This window comes from Vibrio bathopelagicus (genome assembly GCF_014879975.1).
GTDB classification, from domain to species: Bacteria; Pseudomonadota; Gammaproteobacteria; order Enterobacterales; family Vibrionaceae; genus Vibrio; species Vibrio bathopelagicus.
On record NZ_CP062501.1, the window covers coordinates 1,273,043 to 1,291,231 of the forward strand.

Here is an 18,189-nt window from a genome sequence, read left to right on the forward strand (position 1 = left end):
ACACAATAACTACTTGTAAAGTACAATTTATCTAAATCAAAAGGTGAAAGGTTTGTTTTTTATCACTCTAAAAACACACCCTATACCTTTAACCAGTCATTACGAAGGAATGAACTAAAATAACATGCAAAAAAAACAAATAAATATTATGATCTAATTCTTATTTTTGTTCATTAACCGAATTTTATTGATAATTTATGTATTTGAAAATAAATAGCAATTTAAGTCTCCGCACCCTTGCCTCTGGCCTTTTGATGGTTTTTTTGATCATTGCAACAGCCATATCGCCAAGCTACAAAAATTCAAATACTAATAAAAAACAATCACCTAAACTAACTAAAACCAAAAGCACTCATATTCCAACCCCAGCTCCGACATCTGAAATGGTTTCCGGAGTTGTGAAATACTCTTTTGTCAGTTCCATACTATCTTCTGGTTTGACCAACAATGAATTAAAATCACTATTGAGTCTATTAGGTGATAATTTTGACATTATTAAATCAGTTAATAACGGTGATAAGTTTTCAATAAAAACTCAACATGACGGCTTAAATACAGAATATGTTAGTGCTTTTTACTATTTAGGTAGTGATGTAGAGTTCTTTGCCATGAGAGGGGCTGATGATAATATCTACAACGAAAATGGATATAAATTAAATAATGATTATGTCTTCCCTCTTCCTCAGCATTTTCGAGTAAGTTCATCATTCGATTTAAACCGGAAACATCCTATAACGAATCGAATTGCACCGCACTTTGGAACAGATTACGCGACACCTATTGGCACAGAGGTTCACTCATTATCAGACGGCGTCGTTTTGAAATCTCGATATAATCGTTTTGCTGGTAACTACCTAACCATAAAACATACTGATGGGAACTACGCACGCTACCTGCACCTTTCACAGAGAGATGTTGAAGTTGGGGAATACATAACAAAAGGCCAGATAATCGGACTTACAGGAAATTCTGGCCGAACAACTGGACCTCACCTACATTTGGAGTTGTCGGTTGCAGGAGTGCCCGTCAATTTCGAACAGTATATCAACACCGAAAGAAGCTATAACGACCAATTCATATACATCGCTCAAGCAGAGCGTAAACAGCTAATAAAAAGCCTAGCTCAATCGGTACAATCAAGCCAACCTCCAACATAGTGCTTGTCGGAGTAACATTTGATTTTATCTTTGAGGCAAACCAAGTAAATACTCGCATTATTTGTCTCCGAATAGGCGACTCAAATAACGCGTTCTCTCACTAACTCACCTGAAGTTGCTATCAGTTAATCAAAGGCTTAGCCGCATGAGCACTGCGCTATAAATTGTAACGTAGTATTCAATTTCAATTGAACTTCTTAGAATCTTTGCGCAAATACCTTTTTCTCTAGTTCTTCTAAGCGATATAGCGCTTTACACGCCCTAGCGAACCCTTACAATGTGCAGCAAATATATTTATCAAGGTTTATCTCTATGTCTATTCAATGGTTTCCGGGGCACCTGCATTAAAATTCCAAGAACAATCAGGAAATACCACAATCACAGCAAAATCAGAAACTTACAAACAATCACCATCCCAAAACATTCCAGTAAATTCCACTCCAATTCAACATTTTGGTACCCCACCTGGTACCCCACCAGACTAGTTTGCTATACAATGGTCTCTATTCTCTCATCTATGTAATTATGATTATGGCTAAACGGATTACAGATACATCAATCAAAGCGCTCGTTATCAAAGACAAGGAATATACCTACACTGTTGAAGAGGGCTTACAGCTCCGTATTCGACCTAAACGCTCCAGTGCAGGAACTGGAACGAAAGCCTGGCAGTTTAAGTATCGTCACCCTGTAACGCGTAAAGTAACCAAAATTTCGATGGGAACCTATCCTTCTTTACGACTGGCAACCGCTAAATTAGAAGCAGCAGAATATCGGAAACAAATTGCGGAAGGTTTAGACCCTAAGCGCCTTAAAGAAGATAAGAGAATTGAAGAGCTGCGTAAGCACAACGATAACTTTCTTGCAGTTGCAACGATGTGGTTTGAAAGAAAACGTAAGTCTGTTAGTCCCTTTCATGCAGAGCGGACCTGGAGAACATTGGGAAAATACGTATTCGACCATTTAGGCGCACTTCCCATAAGTGAGATTAGTCGACGTGATGCTATTGAAACACTGAGGCCGTTAGAGTCCGAAGGAAAGTTATCAACGATTAAAAGAATTTGCCAAAGCCTAAATCAAATAATGGAATACGCTGTAGCAAGCGATGTCATAGCCGCTAATCCTCTAACAAAAATGATCAATTCATTTGAGAAACACCAAGTTGAAAACATGCCTACCATTCGTCCTGAACTATTAGGCGACTTTTTGTCTCGATTGGAGCAAAATGAAAACATCCAAGATAAAACCAAACTACTGCTACTTTGGCAATTGCACACAATCGCACGTCCAAAAGAAGCGGCAAGAACACGCTGGAAAGACATCGATTTAAAAAACCTATGCTGGACCATACCTGCCGAAGAAATGAAGCGTAGACGTGAACACAGAGTTCCTCTAACCGAGCAGGCTATTACCGTTCTTGAACAAATCAGAATTCAAAGTGGCGGTAAAGAATTCGTCTTCCCTGGTGAACGAAACCCACAGAGTCATATAAGCATCTACACAGCCAATGCTGCTTTAAAACGCAGCTTAGGGTTTAAAGATGAACTCGTTGCACATGGTTTAAGAGCTATTGCATCAACCGCCCTACACGAGCAAGGCTTTGACACACTGCATATTGAAGCTTGCCTATCGCACATGGACAAGAATACGACAAGAGCGAGCTACAACCGCTCAGACTTTTTTGAGCAAAGGAAAGAAATCATGAGCTGGTGGAGTGAGTTTATAATGAAAGCGAATAGCAGCCACTAAACAACACGAGTGAGGAAGCCGGACATTCAATAATATACAGCTTGTCATTAACTAATAAACATTAAAAAGAGCAACTAACATGGATGTGAATCAATTCTCTAAATTAGTGGCTGAGGTTAACATAGGCAAACAACTGCCCAATGCGATTTACCTTCATAAAGATGCATTCAGTGCCCTACCTAATGCATTGATACAGCTCATTCCTGCCGTAGCAAAAGCCGTTAACTTAGATGAAGAAGACTGGAACCTCGTTAAGCTGTTTAAAAAAGAGTTCCGTTTATCTCTTCTCCACTACCCTAATTTTTATACTGATTCCTATCCCGCATTAGAACAAAGTCTCAATGTCGACCTCTCTAAACTAAGCCACAAAATTACAGGTTATCGCGAATCTGAAAACCCACCGATCTTACATAGAAAAGAGACCATGGTTTTGCCAACGAGTGAATATTACGAACATTTCGTTTCACTCACACAAGAAGGCGAGAATGCAGGCCTGTACGAAAACAGCCGTTTGATTGGTTTTAAACGTTCTTGGGAAAACCTAATAGCACGCAATGGTTACGAGCTTGTCGATGGTCGACTATTCCGATGCTCCTCTGTAACAACGCAAGAAGAAACTGGGATTGATAGGTACAGAACGGCCATCGTTCGTCATGAACTCTCCGCACCAATGAAGACTCTCGTTAAACATGGTTACTTAAAAGGCGAACACTCAATTTTCGATTATGGCTGTGGCCGCGGAGACGATTTAAGAGAGCTCGAAGCACATGGCCTCGACGCTCTGGGTTGGGATCCGAACTTTCAACCCGACAACGACAAATCCAGTTCTGATATCGTAAACATAGGGTTTGTTCTTAACGTAATAGAAGACCAAGATGACAGACTCAAAGCCCTACTAGACGCATGGGAGCTAGCAGACAAGTTTCTGGTGGTTTCTGTCATGCTGGCTAACGAAAACTACATTGCTCAGTTCAAACCTTATAAAGATGGGGTCATCACCTCTCGTAACACCTTCCAAAAATACTATACGCAATCAGAAATCAAAGCGTACATAGAGAGAAGCCTACAAAAAGACGCAATTACCGTCGCGCCTGGTATTTTTTATATCTTCAAAGACAAATTGGAAGAGCAACTGTACCTGCAAAGTAAATACAAACGCCACCACAAATGGCAGCAACTGACGTCACCAGAGCCTATTGAAGCCAAAGACAAAGCCAAACTGCTTATTACTCAACATCAAGGCTTGTTTAATAGCTTTTGGAATACCTGTTTGGATTTAGGTCGCATTCCTGCCAATGATGAATTTGAACAATCTGACAAAATTCTTGAGTTAATAGGCTCACACAGAAAAACCTTCAACTTACTGCAAGAGATGTTTGATACCTAAGAATTTGAACAAGCAGAAAAGAGCCGAAAAGAAGATCTTCTCCTCTACTTTGCTATGGGACTGTTTGAGAAAAGAAAACCCTATACGCAGCAACCAGAGCCCCTAAAGCGCGACATCAAAGCCTTGTTTGATGATTACAAAACCGCAATCAACCTGGCTGCGGAATTACTGTTTGCGATTGCCGACACCGACTTAATTCATCAGCAATGCGAGAAAGCACACGGTCAACTACCAGCAAGCCTGCTAAACGAAGGGCACTCACTGATCCTACATCGAGACCTTATTGCGTATTAACATTAAGGAGATCGGGTAATAACATCGATGGAGATCAGTTTTCTCCGGCTTCATAGAACCCTCTTTTAACTTACATTTACTGATCTCCTTCCGTCAACTGACTACATACTTTTCTCATTGATTCTCCCGCTAAGTTCACTTTTATGCTTCCGTGAACGAGACGGTCTAAGATCGCATCTGCGTGAGTAGCATCTCCGATCATCCTATGCCACTCCTCTATCGGGAGTTGGCTGATGAGCAAGATTGACCCTTTTTGATAATGTTGATCGATGATTTCAAGTAGATCACTACGCTGATCGGCGGCGAGAGGCTCAAGCCCCCATAGAATGCTGATAGTTAACTTGATTCCGAACCATAGATAGAAAATTACCATTCGATTTAGTATTTCGACAACTTAAACCGTACCTCAATTCATATATATACTCGATTACTTCCTTTTTTTCCTCATTAATAAACGCATCATCATCGTTAACTGACGTTGCTATTTGTTCAAGATATTCATACAGAGTGAACCAAACATCAGCATAAAATGAAAAAAGCCTGGGATCAGGTTAAATATAGAAAGAAAATAAAATCAAAAAATAAGACCACTATAAATCTCGTGATTAGCCAGGAGTCTAAAGAGAATTTAAAATCAATATCTGAATTTTATGAGCTGAACTTAAATGAAACATTTGAACGCATTATTTCAGAAGAGGCTAGAATGATAAAAGACATACCCACCTAAATAAGCATCCAGTATATCTATGGTCGTAAACAGATATATCCCTAGAAATCATTTATATCAGACACAAATGCATCTACTGCTTGTCGGATATTTAAAGCAAAGACCTCAGCAAGCTTTGACATTGGTTAGTGAGCAGGTGTCAGTATTGCGTGATCATAAGCTATAGCTGGAGCAAAGGGGCGAAATACAACGTTCCCTTGATTTCCTTTATATAGTTTATAACTAGCGGCACTGATGGGGTCACAGATACAAGCACATAGCTGTTGTTCGACAAACTCAAAACCAGAGATGTAGTTCTGTAGCTCAAATCTAGGTCGATAAGTGACGTTATGTTCTTCAAATAACAGTCTTGTGTGTTCACTTGCCGAATGACGGGTAAACAGCGCTGCTAGGGGGACATTATCTAAGTCTTTTGGAGTAATGAGCGGTTTACTCGCTAAAGGGTGATCCTTGTGTAATGCACACACTCCCTCAAGCTGTATAGGTTCTACATGAAATGAATCTCTGTCCTTAGGCAGCTCTGAATAACCTATATCGTACTGCTGAGATGCAATCCAGTCTTGAACAATAGTAGAACTTCGCATCATCATGGATACTTCAACTTCAGGTCTGTCCTTTACATATTCAGCTATAACATGCGGCATAAAAAATAATGCGGCAGCGGGCATACAAGCAATACGTAACTTCCCTCTAGTGAGGTTTTTCACTTCTGCCATTAACTGAGTTGAACGAGTTAAACGTTCTAAAATCGCCTCAGTTTCTTCCAACAAAAAATATGCTTCAGGGTTGGGGATTAAACGCCCCTTTTGTCGTTCAAAGACTGTTAAACCTAACTCCTTCTCAAGACCTACGATCATAGAGCTCACTGTCGCTTAACAAAGTGTCCAGTCTATCTGGTGCAGATCATAAATGTCACATCCATAAATTAAACACAGCTTTATTGACGAGTTTTTGGCTGTAGCTTTTGGAGAAAAACAATTTCAGGTGGATATCGGCACACCACTTCAACACAATCGTCATCTGTAGTTATAAAAAACGAATAGCCGTTATCACTGCCCATAGCAAAAGTTACAGGGCTCTCTATACTCCAGGGATGTCCCTTAACTTTAAAGCAGTTGTGATTTATCTGTCTTTCGCTCCAAATATGCAATAGACCTCCCTCATCCAACAGCCTAAATGCTGATGCTGATAGAAATTTCAACTCAAACACTGATTCAGATTCAAGGTGAAACAAGGTAACAGTCAATAACGCCCTGGCTCTAGCTGGCATTTGGAAGTGATAACTTTTACCAGACGAGTAACTCACACGCCATTCATCTCCTCCCCATACCACACTAATTATTGACAATGTTCCTTCATTAAAAGGGGTATCCCAAGGTTCAAAAATCATTCCAATATCAACTCCACTATTTTTGTCTGTTATGTCACTCAAACTACACATAATTTAATCTCTTATCTTTCGAGTGTCATACTCCAGTGATAACCCATACTTTAGCATTCATAATTGATAGTTTAATAGTCGATATGAATACCTCATTTAGCTATCATTTGTTTAACCCACGCAAACAAAATAGTAGCTATGACATCGTCATGAATGCAATTCCAAATGCGGCAATACCTACACCAAACCATTTACTAGCAAATAAATTTGAAACTCGCTCACCAACAAGCATAGTTGCAGCTGCAGTACTTAGCATGCCAATACCAAATCCGGATAAACTTCCTGTCATTTCAATACCGTGAGCAAATCCATGGAAAAATAGCAAACCAATTGACAAAACTAACAAACGTTTTGTGAAAGGTTCTCCTTGGTAAAAAGTATTCCAAATACCCAGTGCGACAACAAAAATTGAAGCCGTAATTACTTGTTCAAGACCGGTAATGTCACCAAGAGCACGACCAGTCATTAAGCCCATAGCTAAGCTAGCAAGCGCTGAAATAAACAACATTAATTTAATCTTTAATGATGAATTGTTTTTCCTGACTGGATCATGGTTTACTAAAGAATGGGTTATACGGCTGATCAATATACCTAGGCCAAGTAGCATAATTAAGTGATCAAGCCCTGTTAGTGGGTGCAACATACCATTAGTAATTGAGTTATGTTCCATTTGTCCAGAGTGAGCAAAGGCTACTGGAGTGGAGAATAAAATTGGAAACATGAGCAAACGTGAACATTTCATTGATAAAACCCTTCATTTATTTAGTTAATTTTGTATTGATACTTTCATTTACCAAAGCACACACAAAATACGCTACAAATAATTAACATACTTTATTTTAAGTATGTTAGGCATTATTTGCTAATGCATATACAGCGCTAGTAACGCTAATATTTTTCCCATCTTTGCAATCCACAACAAAAGGGACGCCAGTTAACCCTACCGAATTAGCCTCATCAATATCATTATCAATAGTCTTATCAAAATCTTTGCTGTCGAGTTGTTCTTCTGTCAAAGTAATATCTAACTCTGCTCCCAATTTTATGAGTATTTTGGTATCGCCAATATCTTGACCTTTAGTAAAATAAGCGGAAAAAATTTTCTCATACAGCGCCGATGAATCTCTTTTTTGTGCTTCAACTATCTTTATTGCACGATGAGCACGGCGTGTGTTAGGAGTCAGCAAAATATTATCAAAATTGATTTTTAGACCTTCATTTATTGCGACATTTAAGGCAATGGCGTCCCGTCGGCGTGATTCTTCCATTGAACCAAACTTTCTTTCTCTGTAAGTCGTACGTGGAATACCAGCTTCTGGAAAATTCATATTTAATTGGAATGCACGATATTTTATATTTTGAGTAGCTATTGCATTTAAACGAACGGCTTCTTCTATACGGTGATATCCAATATAAGAATATGGACAAGTGAAATCCAAGTAAATATCAAGCATATTCATACGATAGTCCTCTTCTGTAACATAACATAATTGTTAATCATGGTGATGGTGACTTTTGATGTAGTGTTGCGCTAGTAAGTCCGTACTGAAATCCCCTTTTGGGTCACGCCATACACTATGAATATGGTTTGCATTACGCTGAGTATTATCAAATTCGATAACCAAACCTTCCCCTTGAATGCGATAATAACTCGGCTCTCCCGCTCGAACTGCACCCGCCCAAGCAAAGTGCAACCCATCAAATCGCTCACCTGTGACTTTTCTTAATTCAAGATCTGCAACCTCATCTGGCAATCGTCCAACATAAAGATTAATTAATTCTGTTAGGATATCTCGCTGATGTTTATTCATATCAGCTGCGGCTAACCCCTTAGGGATTGAGGAAAAACTGACGGCTTTGCGATGTTTACTAGTGAGCCCTATCTGTTGTTCGAGTAAGTCTTGAACGCGCTCAAAGTGAGCTTGCTGTTGGCCGCGAAATTTTTGTCGCCAAACATCTGCAAGTCGCCTAGGTTCGATAGGATTTGGCCCCACATCAATCGAACTACGATTACCTCCTACAGTGTCAATAGGGGGAATCGGAGAAATCACTACGCGGGATTGCTGTTGATCACTAAAATTTTTAAGTAAATCAAATGCTGTGTCTTGTAAGGAGCCGAGGGGGCGTAGCATATGCGCCCCCAAAAGTGGCGATGTTGCGGGATCTGCACCTAAGAAACTGGGGGTTCCTGACGTTAATTGACCATCTACAATAGTATTATTGATTGAAATATGATGTCCACCAAAACGCCACCCCCAATTCAGACCAATTGGATTGCCAAAAATACGAAGGTAATAGCGACTTGGATCCCTAAAGCGTCCCTTACCAGCATTTAAGCTATGTCCTTCAATACGATCGAGGACATTTTCTAGTCCTATTATTGTTGAAACCGTGGCATAACCTGCTTCTGAGAGCCCTGTAGCCAAAAGATTAAAGGCTAGAGCTTGCTGACGTTCATTCATTTGGGCAAGCGTCAACCCACCGTGGTCACTGGGTGTATAGAACCACATTGTACGTTCAGTATTCGAAGGAAAGTCCCACACAGCCGTTGATAATTGGTTCGAACGAAGAGAAGAAATAAATAAATCTGCCGCATTACTCATTTTCGCTGCAATGTTCGTTCTCACTGTTTCTTCAGTTGACTTCATAACTGCATTCTCTACTTTTGATCTAAAAATTAAAATTTTTCATATATAAATATTCAAATTGATATATATATATAAAATAAATAGCTCCTAGCTAGAAGGTGCATTCATTTTTATTTAAAGTGGGACTTTTTTAAAAAATACTCTTCAGCCCACATAGTAACCACACCCTCTGAGCGCTTGCTAATGAAAAATCCTATTAGTTATGTCTCAATTTAAGCGATTAAATTTTTAAGCTTGCTTGAGTTATATCGATACCTTTCTTTTAGCCAACTATCGGCTGATGATTTTCCGCCTCCCGCTAACATGAATATGCCAGAAACAAATATCCACATTGCTGGGAACTCCCAACCGCCAGTAGGAAGTACCCACACATATCCGACAGCATAGTGGCCACCAAGACCTACCGAAACTAAGAGGTATATCGCAGATCCAAAACCAGCTAAACGAGTCAGAAACCCAAATGAAAGCATGATGGCAAGAGATAGCTCGATAATCCCCGCTAACACTACAAATGCTTGAGGAAATGGAAGCCCAATGTCACTGAAGTAATCGGTGAAGACAGCAAATGGAGCGCCCCCTGCCAATAGATGACCAGTAAAATGAGCTATGTACATCATGCCAACGTAAATCCTTACTAGTGTCATTCCCCATTCGTAAGCATTTGGATTTCCAATTGCTCGACTTTGAACTGACATTCTTTTTAGCCAAGGCAGTTTTACTATCTGAATGGCCAATAAAGCGAAAAGTAATGTACTTGTTAATTCTATGCTTTGTATGCCAGGCCCCGTTTCAGCCACCATGAGTGGGTCAAGTGATGACAATGTTGAAAGCTCTATAGTTTCAAGGTGCATTGTTGAGAATAATCTCCCAAGCGTTAATCCACTAAACATTGACCCAATTAACCCAAAAAGTTCAACGTTACCTTTTTTGTACGTCCCAATCAGGGAAATGAAAAGAACTGCTATAAATACCCCTGTTGATATAAACACCCAAGTACTCAGGTCGTTTTCTAGCAATGTGCGTACTGAAAAGTAGACAGTGGCAACGGCAGTAATAATGGTTAATAGTCGTAATGACTTATCAGAAATGTTCATTTAATTTACCTTTGATTAAACGGCTAACTAGATGGGCCTTAACTGGGTTAGTTGACTATAAGAGCTACATTAATGGCTGTTTTGGTGTAAGTGTTTACAACAACTTTTCTTAATAACATACCAGCCGTTATTGTGATTGAACCTGTTGGTTTGATGAATCCTGCGGCATGTTTAACTGCGTTAATTGTTCCCCGGTACTTGGTATCAAAGGCTACCTTAGCGTCTACGATATCAGCATCTATTACTTTTCCTACCGGAGCATATGAGCCTGCAGTAATAATAACATGTCAAAAGCACCTACTGACTCCAAGTAAGTACAGACTTATTTCTCGTCACTAATATCGAGGCCAGCTTTACAGCTAGCAATATGTACGATGTTGTTAGTACCTAGAAAGTGATTCGTAACTGCTTCACCAATACCGGATCGTCCACCAATAATTATGCAAGTTTGCTCTTCTTTTGACATGATTATTCCCCGTCTCCGTTAATGTTTACCATTATATTCATAAGTATAAAATTGATAATCACTTAAAATATAAATTAACTATTAGGATAAACTGAATAATGTCGGTGTAGAATCTAGGTGTCTTTGTTGCGTAATTCTGTTTAGTGGCAAACTACACTGCTTTGTATTTTTTAGTTAATACGATATTTTGAGGTATACTAAGTCCCGTAAAATTAGATAATGGTGTAAGTTTCACCAACCTGTACATTTTAATTTTTAAAGCTTGATCATCCAGCCTAGCAACAGCTTAACTCGTTACATGGCTTTGTTACGGAGTTCAGTTTAGAAATGGATCCACCCCGCTTCGCATGTTTTTTAGTCAATACGACAAGTTTCAGGCATACCTAATCCAGTAAGCTTGTTCAGCGCCTTTATCATCGCGTAAGTTTCACTCAACTGCGCATTGTAATTTCTTAAGCTCAATCGTCCTCCTAACAACTGTTTAACTCGATACATCTCCGTTTCTGAGAGTGAACGTCTGTGGTATCCATACCGCTCTTTCCAATGCTTATTTGAGCCTTATAACTTCTGGCAACTCACGGCAAGATTTCGAGAGTGACCACGCTCCCAGAAGGCTGCTCCTTCTCTTGGGGGGATCAGTGCGACGGCTCTCTTAATCTTAATAGCAGCGTGACACGCTCTCGTGTCGTAAGAGCCATCACCAGACGCCTCAAGGATACTTCGGCGTGTTTGTTTCAGTAAGTTCGGAAGTGCTTCTCCATCTGTAACCGTCGATAAACTTAGCTCAACTGCATTAACCTCATGAGTGCTGGTATCAACTGCAATATGCAGCTTTCGCCAGACTCTACGTTTGCCACCCGTCCCATGTTTTCACCTTCGCCATATACCTTAAGGCCAGTTGCATCAATGGAATAGAAAACACGCGTTTCACCATGAGCGCTGTCGTGATAGCTAAATCACTGAACCGACGTTGCCTCCCGCGCTTATTCTGTTTACTTTGCGCCCACCCATTAAATCAATATTGTTTATCATTTGTTAAATAACTTGATATTATTTATCAAATGATAAATAATACTCATGGTCAAAAAACATACAAATGTTTTAGTTCGTAACTTACGAATAGAAATCACCAGTAGACCATAAGGAGTAATTATGATTGTACGAGGCTTTGAACACTTCACCATTCGAACTAACAAACTTAAAGAGACCAGAGATTTTTATATAAAGCTTTTAGGCCTTAGGGTTGGCCCTAGGCCAGACTTCAACTTTGATGGATATTGGCTTTATCTTAATAATGACCCGATCTTCCATTTAGTCGAAGCAGCAATGAATGAAAATGACCCGGTTGCAAAGTATTTAGGCATGAAAGACGTAGATAAAGAAGGCTCAGGAAGAATTGATCATCTTGCATTTCGCATAGAGGGTTATGCATCACTCTTAGAAAAAATAGAAATTTTTGACTGGAATTACTTCGAACGTACTGTTCCAAACATATTTGAGCACCAAGTTTTTTTCACGGACCCTAATAAGATAACTATTGAACTTATCTTCCACGATAGTGAGTATAAAGAATGGCAAAAGCCTAATAAAGGGATCTAATTATGAATTTTGTTAAGACCTCATTTATTGCTAATAACCCATCAAGTAATGAACAAAGCATTCACATAGTAAGAAACCCTTATTCTAGCGAAGCTATTGGTTCAGTAGAGTTAAGTGATCAAAATGATATCGCACTGGCTTTTGATAATGCACGCGGTGTATTCAAGAATCGAAAGTGTTGGTTAAGCCGAGATCAACGCCTAGCAGTGTTAAAAAATCTTGTTAAACTAATGAAGAACGACACAGATAAATTAGTACATATAGCTGCGTCTGAAGGCGGGAAGCCAATAGTTGATACAAAAACTGAAGTACAACGAGCAATTAGAGGAGTTGAACTTTGCATTAGGTATTTAAGTCAAAATAATATTGAACCAGTCTATCTACATAGTGATGATAGTGAAAGCCATATACGGACTTCATATTCAATTAAAGAACCCATTGGCACCGTAGTGGCAGTAAGCGCTTTTAATCACCCATTAAACTTGATTGTTCATCAAGTGATTCCGGCAATAGCGTGCGGTAATCCTATTTTAATAAAACCAGCCGCTGACACGCCATTATCATGTTTTAATTTAGTTAAATTAATATATAAATCCGGATTACCAATTGAGTGGTGTCAAGTGTTGATGACTGGTTCACATGCACAAACACAAAGCCTAATTACTAATGAACAAGTTAGTTTGTTTACTTTTGTTGGCAGTGCAAAAATTGGCTGGATGCTCCGAAACAAGTTATCACCCGGAACGCGCTGCCTCCTTGAGCATGGCGGAGTTGCCCCTGTAATTGTCGAAGAAACCGCAGATCTAACTGAAACTGTTGCATCGATAGTGAAAGGTGGATTCTATCATGCAGGGCAAGTTTGCGTTTCAGTACAGAGAGTATTTTTGCCCGACACAAGGTTAAAAGAATTCTGCGATGAACTAGTCAAACAGACCCAATTATTGGTTACTGGTGATCAGCTTAGTGAAAAAACAGATGTAGGTCCTCTTATTCGTAGTTCTGAAATAAGTCGTGTCGAATCTTGGATTAATGAGGCAATACGAGAAGGAGCAACATTACTTTGTGGTGGTAAGAGGACCAATGAGTCATGTTTATCTCCTACTCTACTCCTTAATCCAAGTAAAAGTTCAAAAGTGACACAACAAGAAATATTCGGACCTGTGATCGCACTCTATTCATACTCAAACATTGGTGATGCAATAGAGCAAGCTAATCACACTCTATTTTCGTTTCAATCTTCGGTATTCAGTAAAGATATTGACAAATCAAATTATATCGCTAGGGAATTAAATTCGTCAGCTGTGATGATTAATGACCATTCTGCATTTCGTGATGATGACATGCCTTTCTCTGGTCTGAACCAATCGGGATTAGGTGTTGGAGGTATACGTAACACTATAAATGAAATGCAGACCAATAAAATGATAGTTCAAAGGGTTAAAGGCGATAATAATATGGAAAAACATTTAAAAATCAATAAGTAAACATAGAAACACTGACTATCACTTAGAAGTTTAGGAGAACTAGGTTATGATGAAAGCATCAGATCTACTTGTAAAATGTTTAGAAAATGAAGGTATTGAATATATCTTCGGTGTTCCAGGGGAAGAAAATGCTGACTTTATGATGAGCTTAGAAAAGTCAGATAAAATAAAATTTATATTAACTCGACATGAGCAAGGCGCAGCTTTTATGGCCGAAGTTTATGGGAGATTGAAAGGTACACCAGCAGTTTGTATTGGGACTCTAGGTCCAGGTGCTACCAACCTCATTACTGGAGTTGCCGATGCAAATATGGATCGTTCGCCTATGATTGTATTAACCGGACAAGGAAGTACTCATCGACTTCACAAAGAATCCCACCAAATTATGGATGTGATAAAAATGTTCGAACCAGTTACTAAATGGGCAACTAGTATTGTTAACGCAGATACAATTCCTGAAATAGTTAGAAAATCGGTTCGTGTTGCTCGTAGTGAAAAGCCAGGAGCTGTACTAATTGAACTTCCTGAAGACATAGCTAAATGTAAAACAACATCCGTTCCAATGAGTATACGTAGATTTCGTCGTTCAATTCCCGCGGAACACATCATTGACGATGCAGTAATGCGTATAAAAAAAGCCAAATTCCCAGTTATTATTGCAGGCAATGGCTGCGTGCGTAAACGTACTACAGAGCCATTTAGGTCCTTAGTTAAAAATACCGGCATTGGTGTGCTCAACACTTTCATGGCAAAAGGAGTATTAAAGCCAGATCAACCAGAATCATTATATACTATAGGATTAGGGGTAACTGATATCGGGTCTTGTGCTATTGATTCATCTGATTTGGTTATTTGTATTGGAATAGATATGGTCGAATATCAACCTAGCCTATGGAATTCTAAAGGTAATAAAGACATTATCCATATCGATTTTATTCCAGCAGAAATTGACCAGCACTACCACCCAGAAATAGAACTAATTGGTGATTTAGCAGATACATTAACCCTACTAGATGAAAAAATTGGAAAAAGTAATTTTTATTTTGAGTCTGAAAAGCGAGATGTTATAAGAGAAGCGATTAAAAAAGAATTAAATGAACATAACAATGCAGTTGATATTGGTTTGATTAAACCTCAAAAAGTATTATATGAGGTTCAAAAAATATTTGGGGAAAATGGCCTGGTACTTTCAGATGTTGGAGCACACAAAATGTGGGTTGCGAGACACTATCATTGCGAAATCCCAAATGGTTGTCTGATTCCAAATGGTTTTTGTTCAATGGGCTTTGCTTTACCAGGTGCAATAGCTGCAAGTATCGTTGAACCTCAACGCAACATCCTTGCCATAGTGGGTGATGGAGGTTTCCTTATGAATGTACAAGAGATGGAAACCGCTAGACGTTTAAATAGTAATATAACTATTATGGTATGGGAAGATTGCGAATATGGACTAATTGCTTGGAAACAATGGGCTGAACATGGGAGGCATACTGACCTATCATTTAATAACCCGGATTGGAAAAAATTGGCTGAAGCATTTAGTTGGCAATATCAATTTGTTGATGAAAGCACGAAGCTAGCGGGAGCCTTGGAAGAATCGAATAAATATGATGGCCCTAGTCTAATCGTTATACCTATTGACTATCGAGAGAATAAACTGTTAACGGAACGTCTTGGTGAAATAAGATGTAATATTTAACTAAAATCAATTGTAAAACAAAAACATTTAGGGTTATTTATTAAACTTTGATAGTGGACACAAATTTACTCCTTAGAAACCTTATTAATTCTTAATGAATACTGAGAAATATTATGAACAATGAAAAATCACGTAGAGATATCTTAAAATACATAGCCGCCACAGCAATAACTAGCTCCTCAATATCTTACGCTCAATCTAATGATAAAATTGACCCATTAAAAAAAAGCAACCCAATTATAAACTTGGGTGTGACTAATTTAAGTTTCCATCGAGTAACAGCTGCTATTGTAGCACATGTCATGAATGTATTGGGCAAACAAGTAGTTAGATCTTATGACTTACATGAAGAAAACTTTAATCGTTTAAAGAACGGAGATGTTGACTTTGTAAGCTCTGCTTGGTTACCACATAGCCATGGTATTTATAAATCACGCGTCGAAGAAAAAATTGCCACTCGTGAGTTAGGTTTACACTATGAACCTTATGCCTTCTGGGGTGTGCCTGATTATGTTCCAATTAATGAGATAGAAAGTATAGAAGACCTAACAAAACCACAAGTAATTGCTAAAATGCGACCAATTATTCAAGGGATTGGAGAAGGTGCGGGGATTACACGATTTTCTAAAAATATCATGACAGAGTACAATCTAAGTCCTTATGGATATCAATTTAAAACTGGTACGCAAGTCGATTGCATTTCAGCATTTGAAGAAGCTGTTTCAGTAGAAGACTGGATAATAGTCCCTTTATGGCACCCACAGTTCTTACATTATAAATATAGAATTCGAGAATTAAAAGATCCCAAAAAACTACTTGGTGGTAAGGATCGAGCAGTGTTACTTGCAAGAGAAGATAGTCTTTACCTTCATTTTTCACGACAAGAGATATCCGTATTAGATAATACTAACTTAACAAATGATATTATTTCAGAAATCGACTATAGTGTCAATCGACTTGGTTTGACAGAAGATGAAGCAGCAAAAAAATGGCTGCAAGAAAACACTACGTACTTAGCTAAGTGGTTAGAACCTTTAGAGTGATTAAAGTTGACTTTTTATTTCCCCATCTTTTCCAATGATAAAGGATGGGTATTTTAAATATCATCAAAATTAACATCGACAAATAACACTTAACTATTTTCCATTAATTTCAATCAATTCTCACTTCAATTTATTTTATTCGATATAAAATCAAGTCATTTCACTAAAGTGTTAGATCAATTTTAAATATAAAATCTAGCAGTCTGAACTTTTTATTTCACAAATGCTCTTAGTTATCCGTCTAACGAAAATAACTTTATATGAGTATCTAAAAATAAACCCTTTATAAATTTAGATATTGAGCCCCCGTTTCGTGTGTTCCTTAGTCAATACGACAAGTTTCAGGCAGCTTGTTCAACTCTGTTATCATCGCGTAAGTCACCCCATTTCTTAAGTTCAGTTGCTCTCCTAGCAATTGTTTAACTCGATACATCTATTTCTGAGAGTGAACGTTTTTGCTACCCATACCGCTCTTTCTAATACTTATTTGAGCTGTAACCCAGGCGCTATTTCGTGGGAGGTCACGTTCCCATAAGGCTATTCCTTCTCTTGAAGGAATAAGCGCTGATCGCAGCGTGACACGCTCTCGTATCGTAAGCGCCATCACCAGACACCTCAAGGATACTTCGGCGTGTTTGGTTCAGTAAGTTCGGGAGTACTTCTCCATCTGTAACCGTCGATAAACTTAACTCAGCTGCAATAATCTCATGAGTGCTTGTATCGACAGCAATATGCAGCTTTCGCCAGACCCCACACTTGCCATCCGTCCCGTATTTTCACCTTCGCCATAAACCTTAAGGCCAGTTGCATCAATGGCTAAGTGCTGTATCGCTACTCTCGTTTTGTTTTAAATGAGACCTTAACTTGCTTAGCTCTACGACTGATGCAAGTGTAAATATCGAGTTGACAAATCCTTACAACGCTCTCAGTGGCATAGAAAACACGCGCATCTTCATCGATCCCAAAAGTCAGAGAGCTAAGGTTAATGAGTGATTGGTTGTATTGCTTCCAGCTGGTTGTTTTGTAGAGAGGTTTAGGCATAAGGCTACGAGAGGTAGTGAATATAGCTGAACAGATAGTAGATTCTTGACTTAGTTCCATTGAATTACGTAACAAGGCCACTTTGTCTTTCAATACCTCAATCAACCGTTTATGCGCAGATAAAGCTCTTTATCTGCGTTGTTCTTCAAAATCCTGAAACGATACTTCGGTGTCCAAACTAATTGAACCTCGACTGTGCGCACTCACGTTTATTATCCTCTTTGAATTTGCTAAAAATCAGCCATCAAGATAACACTTGTAATGTCAATTAAAATTCAATATGATCGAATTTCAATCCTAAAATAAATTTCAGAATAATATATCTGAGATAGAGAGTATATTTTTCGCCCCTTCTTGTTA

The 18,189-nt window shown here is 38.7% G+C and carries 13 protein-coding genes and 3 pseudogenes; 7 read left to right on the plus strand and 9 right to left on the minus strand.

All coding sequences use genetic code 11. The features are described 5' to 3' along the window. Positions 1-197 precede the first annotated feature (197 nt). The 3 genes and pseudogenes from IHV80_RS21845 to IHV80_RS21855 form a co-directional block, all read left to right on the plus strand. On the plus strand, positions 198-1,157 hold the full coding sequence (locus tag IHV80_RS21845) for a peptidoglycan DD-metalloendopeptidase family protein (protein ID WP_192890950.1): 960 nt from the start codon (positions 198-200) through the stop codon (positions 1,155-1,157). Positions 1,158-1,688: 531 nt separating this feature from the next. Further along, on the plus strand, positions 1,689-2,906 hold the full coding sequence (locus IHV80_RS21850) for a tyrosine-type recombinase/integrase (protein WP_192890951.1): 1,218 nt from the start codon (positions 1,689-1,691) through the stop codon (positions 2,904-2,906). A gap of 79 nt (positions 2,907-2,985) precedes the next feature. Beyond that, a pseudogene (locus IHV80_RS21855) lies at positions 2,986-4,578 on the plus strand (DNA phosphorothioation-associated putative methyltransferase); the annotation flags it as partial. 85 nt (positions 4,579-4,663) lie between these two features. Here IHV80_RS21855 and IHV80_RS21860 read toward each other — a convergent pair. From IHV80_RS21860 to IHV80_RS21895, 8 genes and pseudogenes are all read right to left on the minus strand, one after another. Continuing rightward, complete coding sequence (locus tag IHV80_RS21860; RefSeq protein WP_318842415.1) at positions 4,664-4,960, minus strand: ATP-binding protein; 297 nt, start codon at positions 4,958-4,960, stop codon at positions 4,664-4,666. A 479-nt stretch (positions 4,961-5,439) separates the two neighbouring features. Then, the gene (locus IHV80_RS21865) at positions 5,440-6,171 is read right to left on the minus strand and encodes a LysR substrate-binding domain-containing protein (protein ID WP_226088536.1); all 732 of its coding nucleotides are present in this window, start codon (positions 6,169-6,171) and stop codon (positions 5,440-5,442) included. 80 nt (positions 6,172-6,251) lie between these two features. After that, entirely contained in the window at positions 6,252-6,755 is a 504-nt protein-coding gene (locus IHV80_RS21870) for a hypothetical protein (RefSeq protein WP_192890952.1), read from the minus strand. Between the two features lie 136 nt (positions 6,756-6,891). Beyond that, positions 6,892-7,497 (minus strand): HupE/UreJ family protein, encoded by a 606-nt coding sequence (locus IHV80_RS21875; RefSeq protein WP_192890953.1) that lies wholly within the window; start codon positions 7,495-7,497, stop codon positions 6,892-6,894. Between the two features lie 106 nt (positions 7,498-7,603). Then, the gene (locus IHV80_RS21880; protein WP_192890954.1) at positions 7,604-8,215 is read right to left on the minus strand and encodes a DsbA family oxidoreductase; all 612 of its coding nucleotides are present in this window, start codon (positions 8,213-8,215) and stop codon (positions 7,604-7,606) included. A gap of 33 nt (positions 8,216-8,248) precedes the next feature. Further along, positions 8,249-9,403: a DUF3500 domain-containing protein gene (locus tag IHV80_RS21885; RefSeq protein WP_192890955.1), complete on the minus strand. Its 1,155-nt coding sequence runs from the start codon at positions 9,401-9,403 to the stop codon at positions 8,249-8,251. Positions 9,404-9,615: 212 nt separating this feature from the next. Then, positions 9,616-10,497: a DoxX family protein gene (locus IHV80_RS21890; protein WP_192890956.1), complete on the minus strand. Its 882-nt coding sequence runs from the start codon at positions 10,495-10,497 to the stop codon at positions 9,616-9,618. A gap of 820 nt (positions 10,498-11,317) precedes the next feature. Continuing rightward, positions 11,318-11,969 (minus strand): annotated as a pseudogene (locus IHV80_RS21895) (IS5 family transposase); the annotation flags it as partial. A 146-nt stretch (positions 11,970-12,115) separates the two neighbouring features. Here IHV80_RS21895 and IHV80_RS21900 point away from each other — a divergent pair. The 4 genes from IHV80_RS21900 to IHV80_RS21915 all read left to right on the plus strand — a co-directional run bounded on the left by IHV80_RS21900 (position 12,116) and on the right by IHV80_RS21915 (position 16,788). Further along, positions 12,116-12,562, plus strand: coding sequence for a VOC family protein (locus tag IHV80_RS21900; protein ID WP_192890957.1), 447 nt, complete (start codon positions 12,116-12,118; stop codon positions 12,560-12,562). A 2-nt stretch (positions 12,563-12,564) separates the two neighbouring features. Beyond that, positions 12,565-14,046, plus strand: a complete 1,482-nt coding sequence (locus IHV80_RS21905) for an aldehyde dehydrogenase family protein (RefSeq protein ID WP_192890958.1) — start codon at positions 12,565-12,567, stop codon at positions 14,044-14,046. Positions 14,047-14,092: 46 nt separating this feature from the next. Beyond that, positions 14,093-15,745 carry an acetolactate synthase large subunit gene (locus tag IHV80_RS21910; RefSeq protein ID WP_108214510.1) on the plus strand — a complete coding sequence of 551 codons (1,653 nt, stop codon included), beginning with the start codon at positions 14,093-14,095 and terminating at the stop codon, positions 15,743-15,745. A gap of 113 nt (positions 15,746-15,858) precedes the next feature. Next, on the plus strand, positions 15,859-16,788 hold the full coding sequence (locus tag IHV80_RS21915; protein WP_192890959.1) for a glycine betaine ABC transporter substrate-binding protein: 930 nt from the start codon (positions 15,859-15,861) through the stop codon (positions 16,786-16,788). A gap of 322 nt (positions 16,789-17,110) precedes the next feature. Here IHV80_RS21915 and IHV80_RS21920 read toward each other — a convergent pair. Beyond that, a pseudogene (locus IHV80_RS21920) lies at positions 17,111-17,829 on the minus strand (IS5 family transposase). Positions 17,830-18,189: the final 360 nt, after the last annotated feature.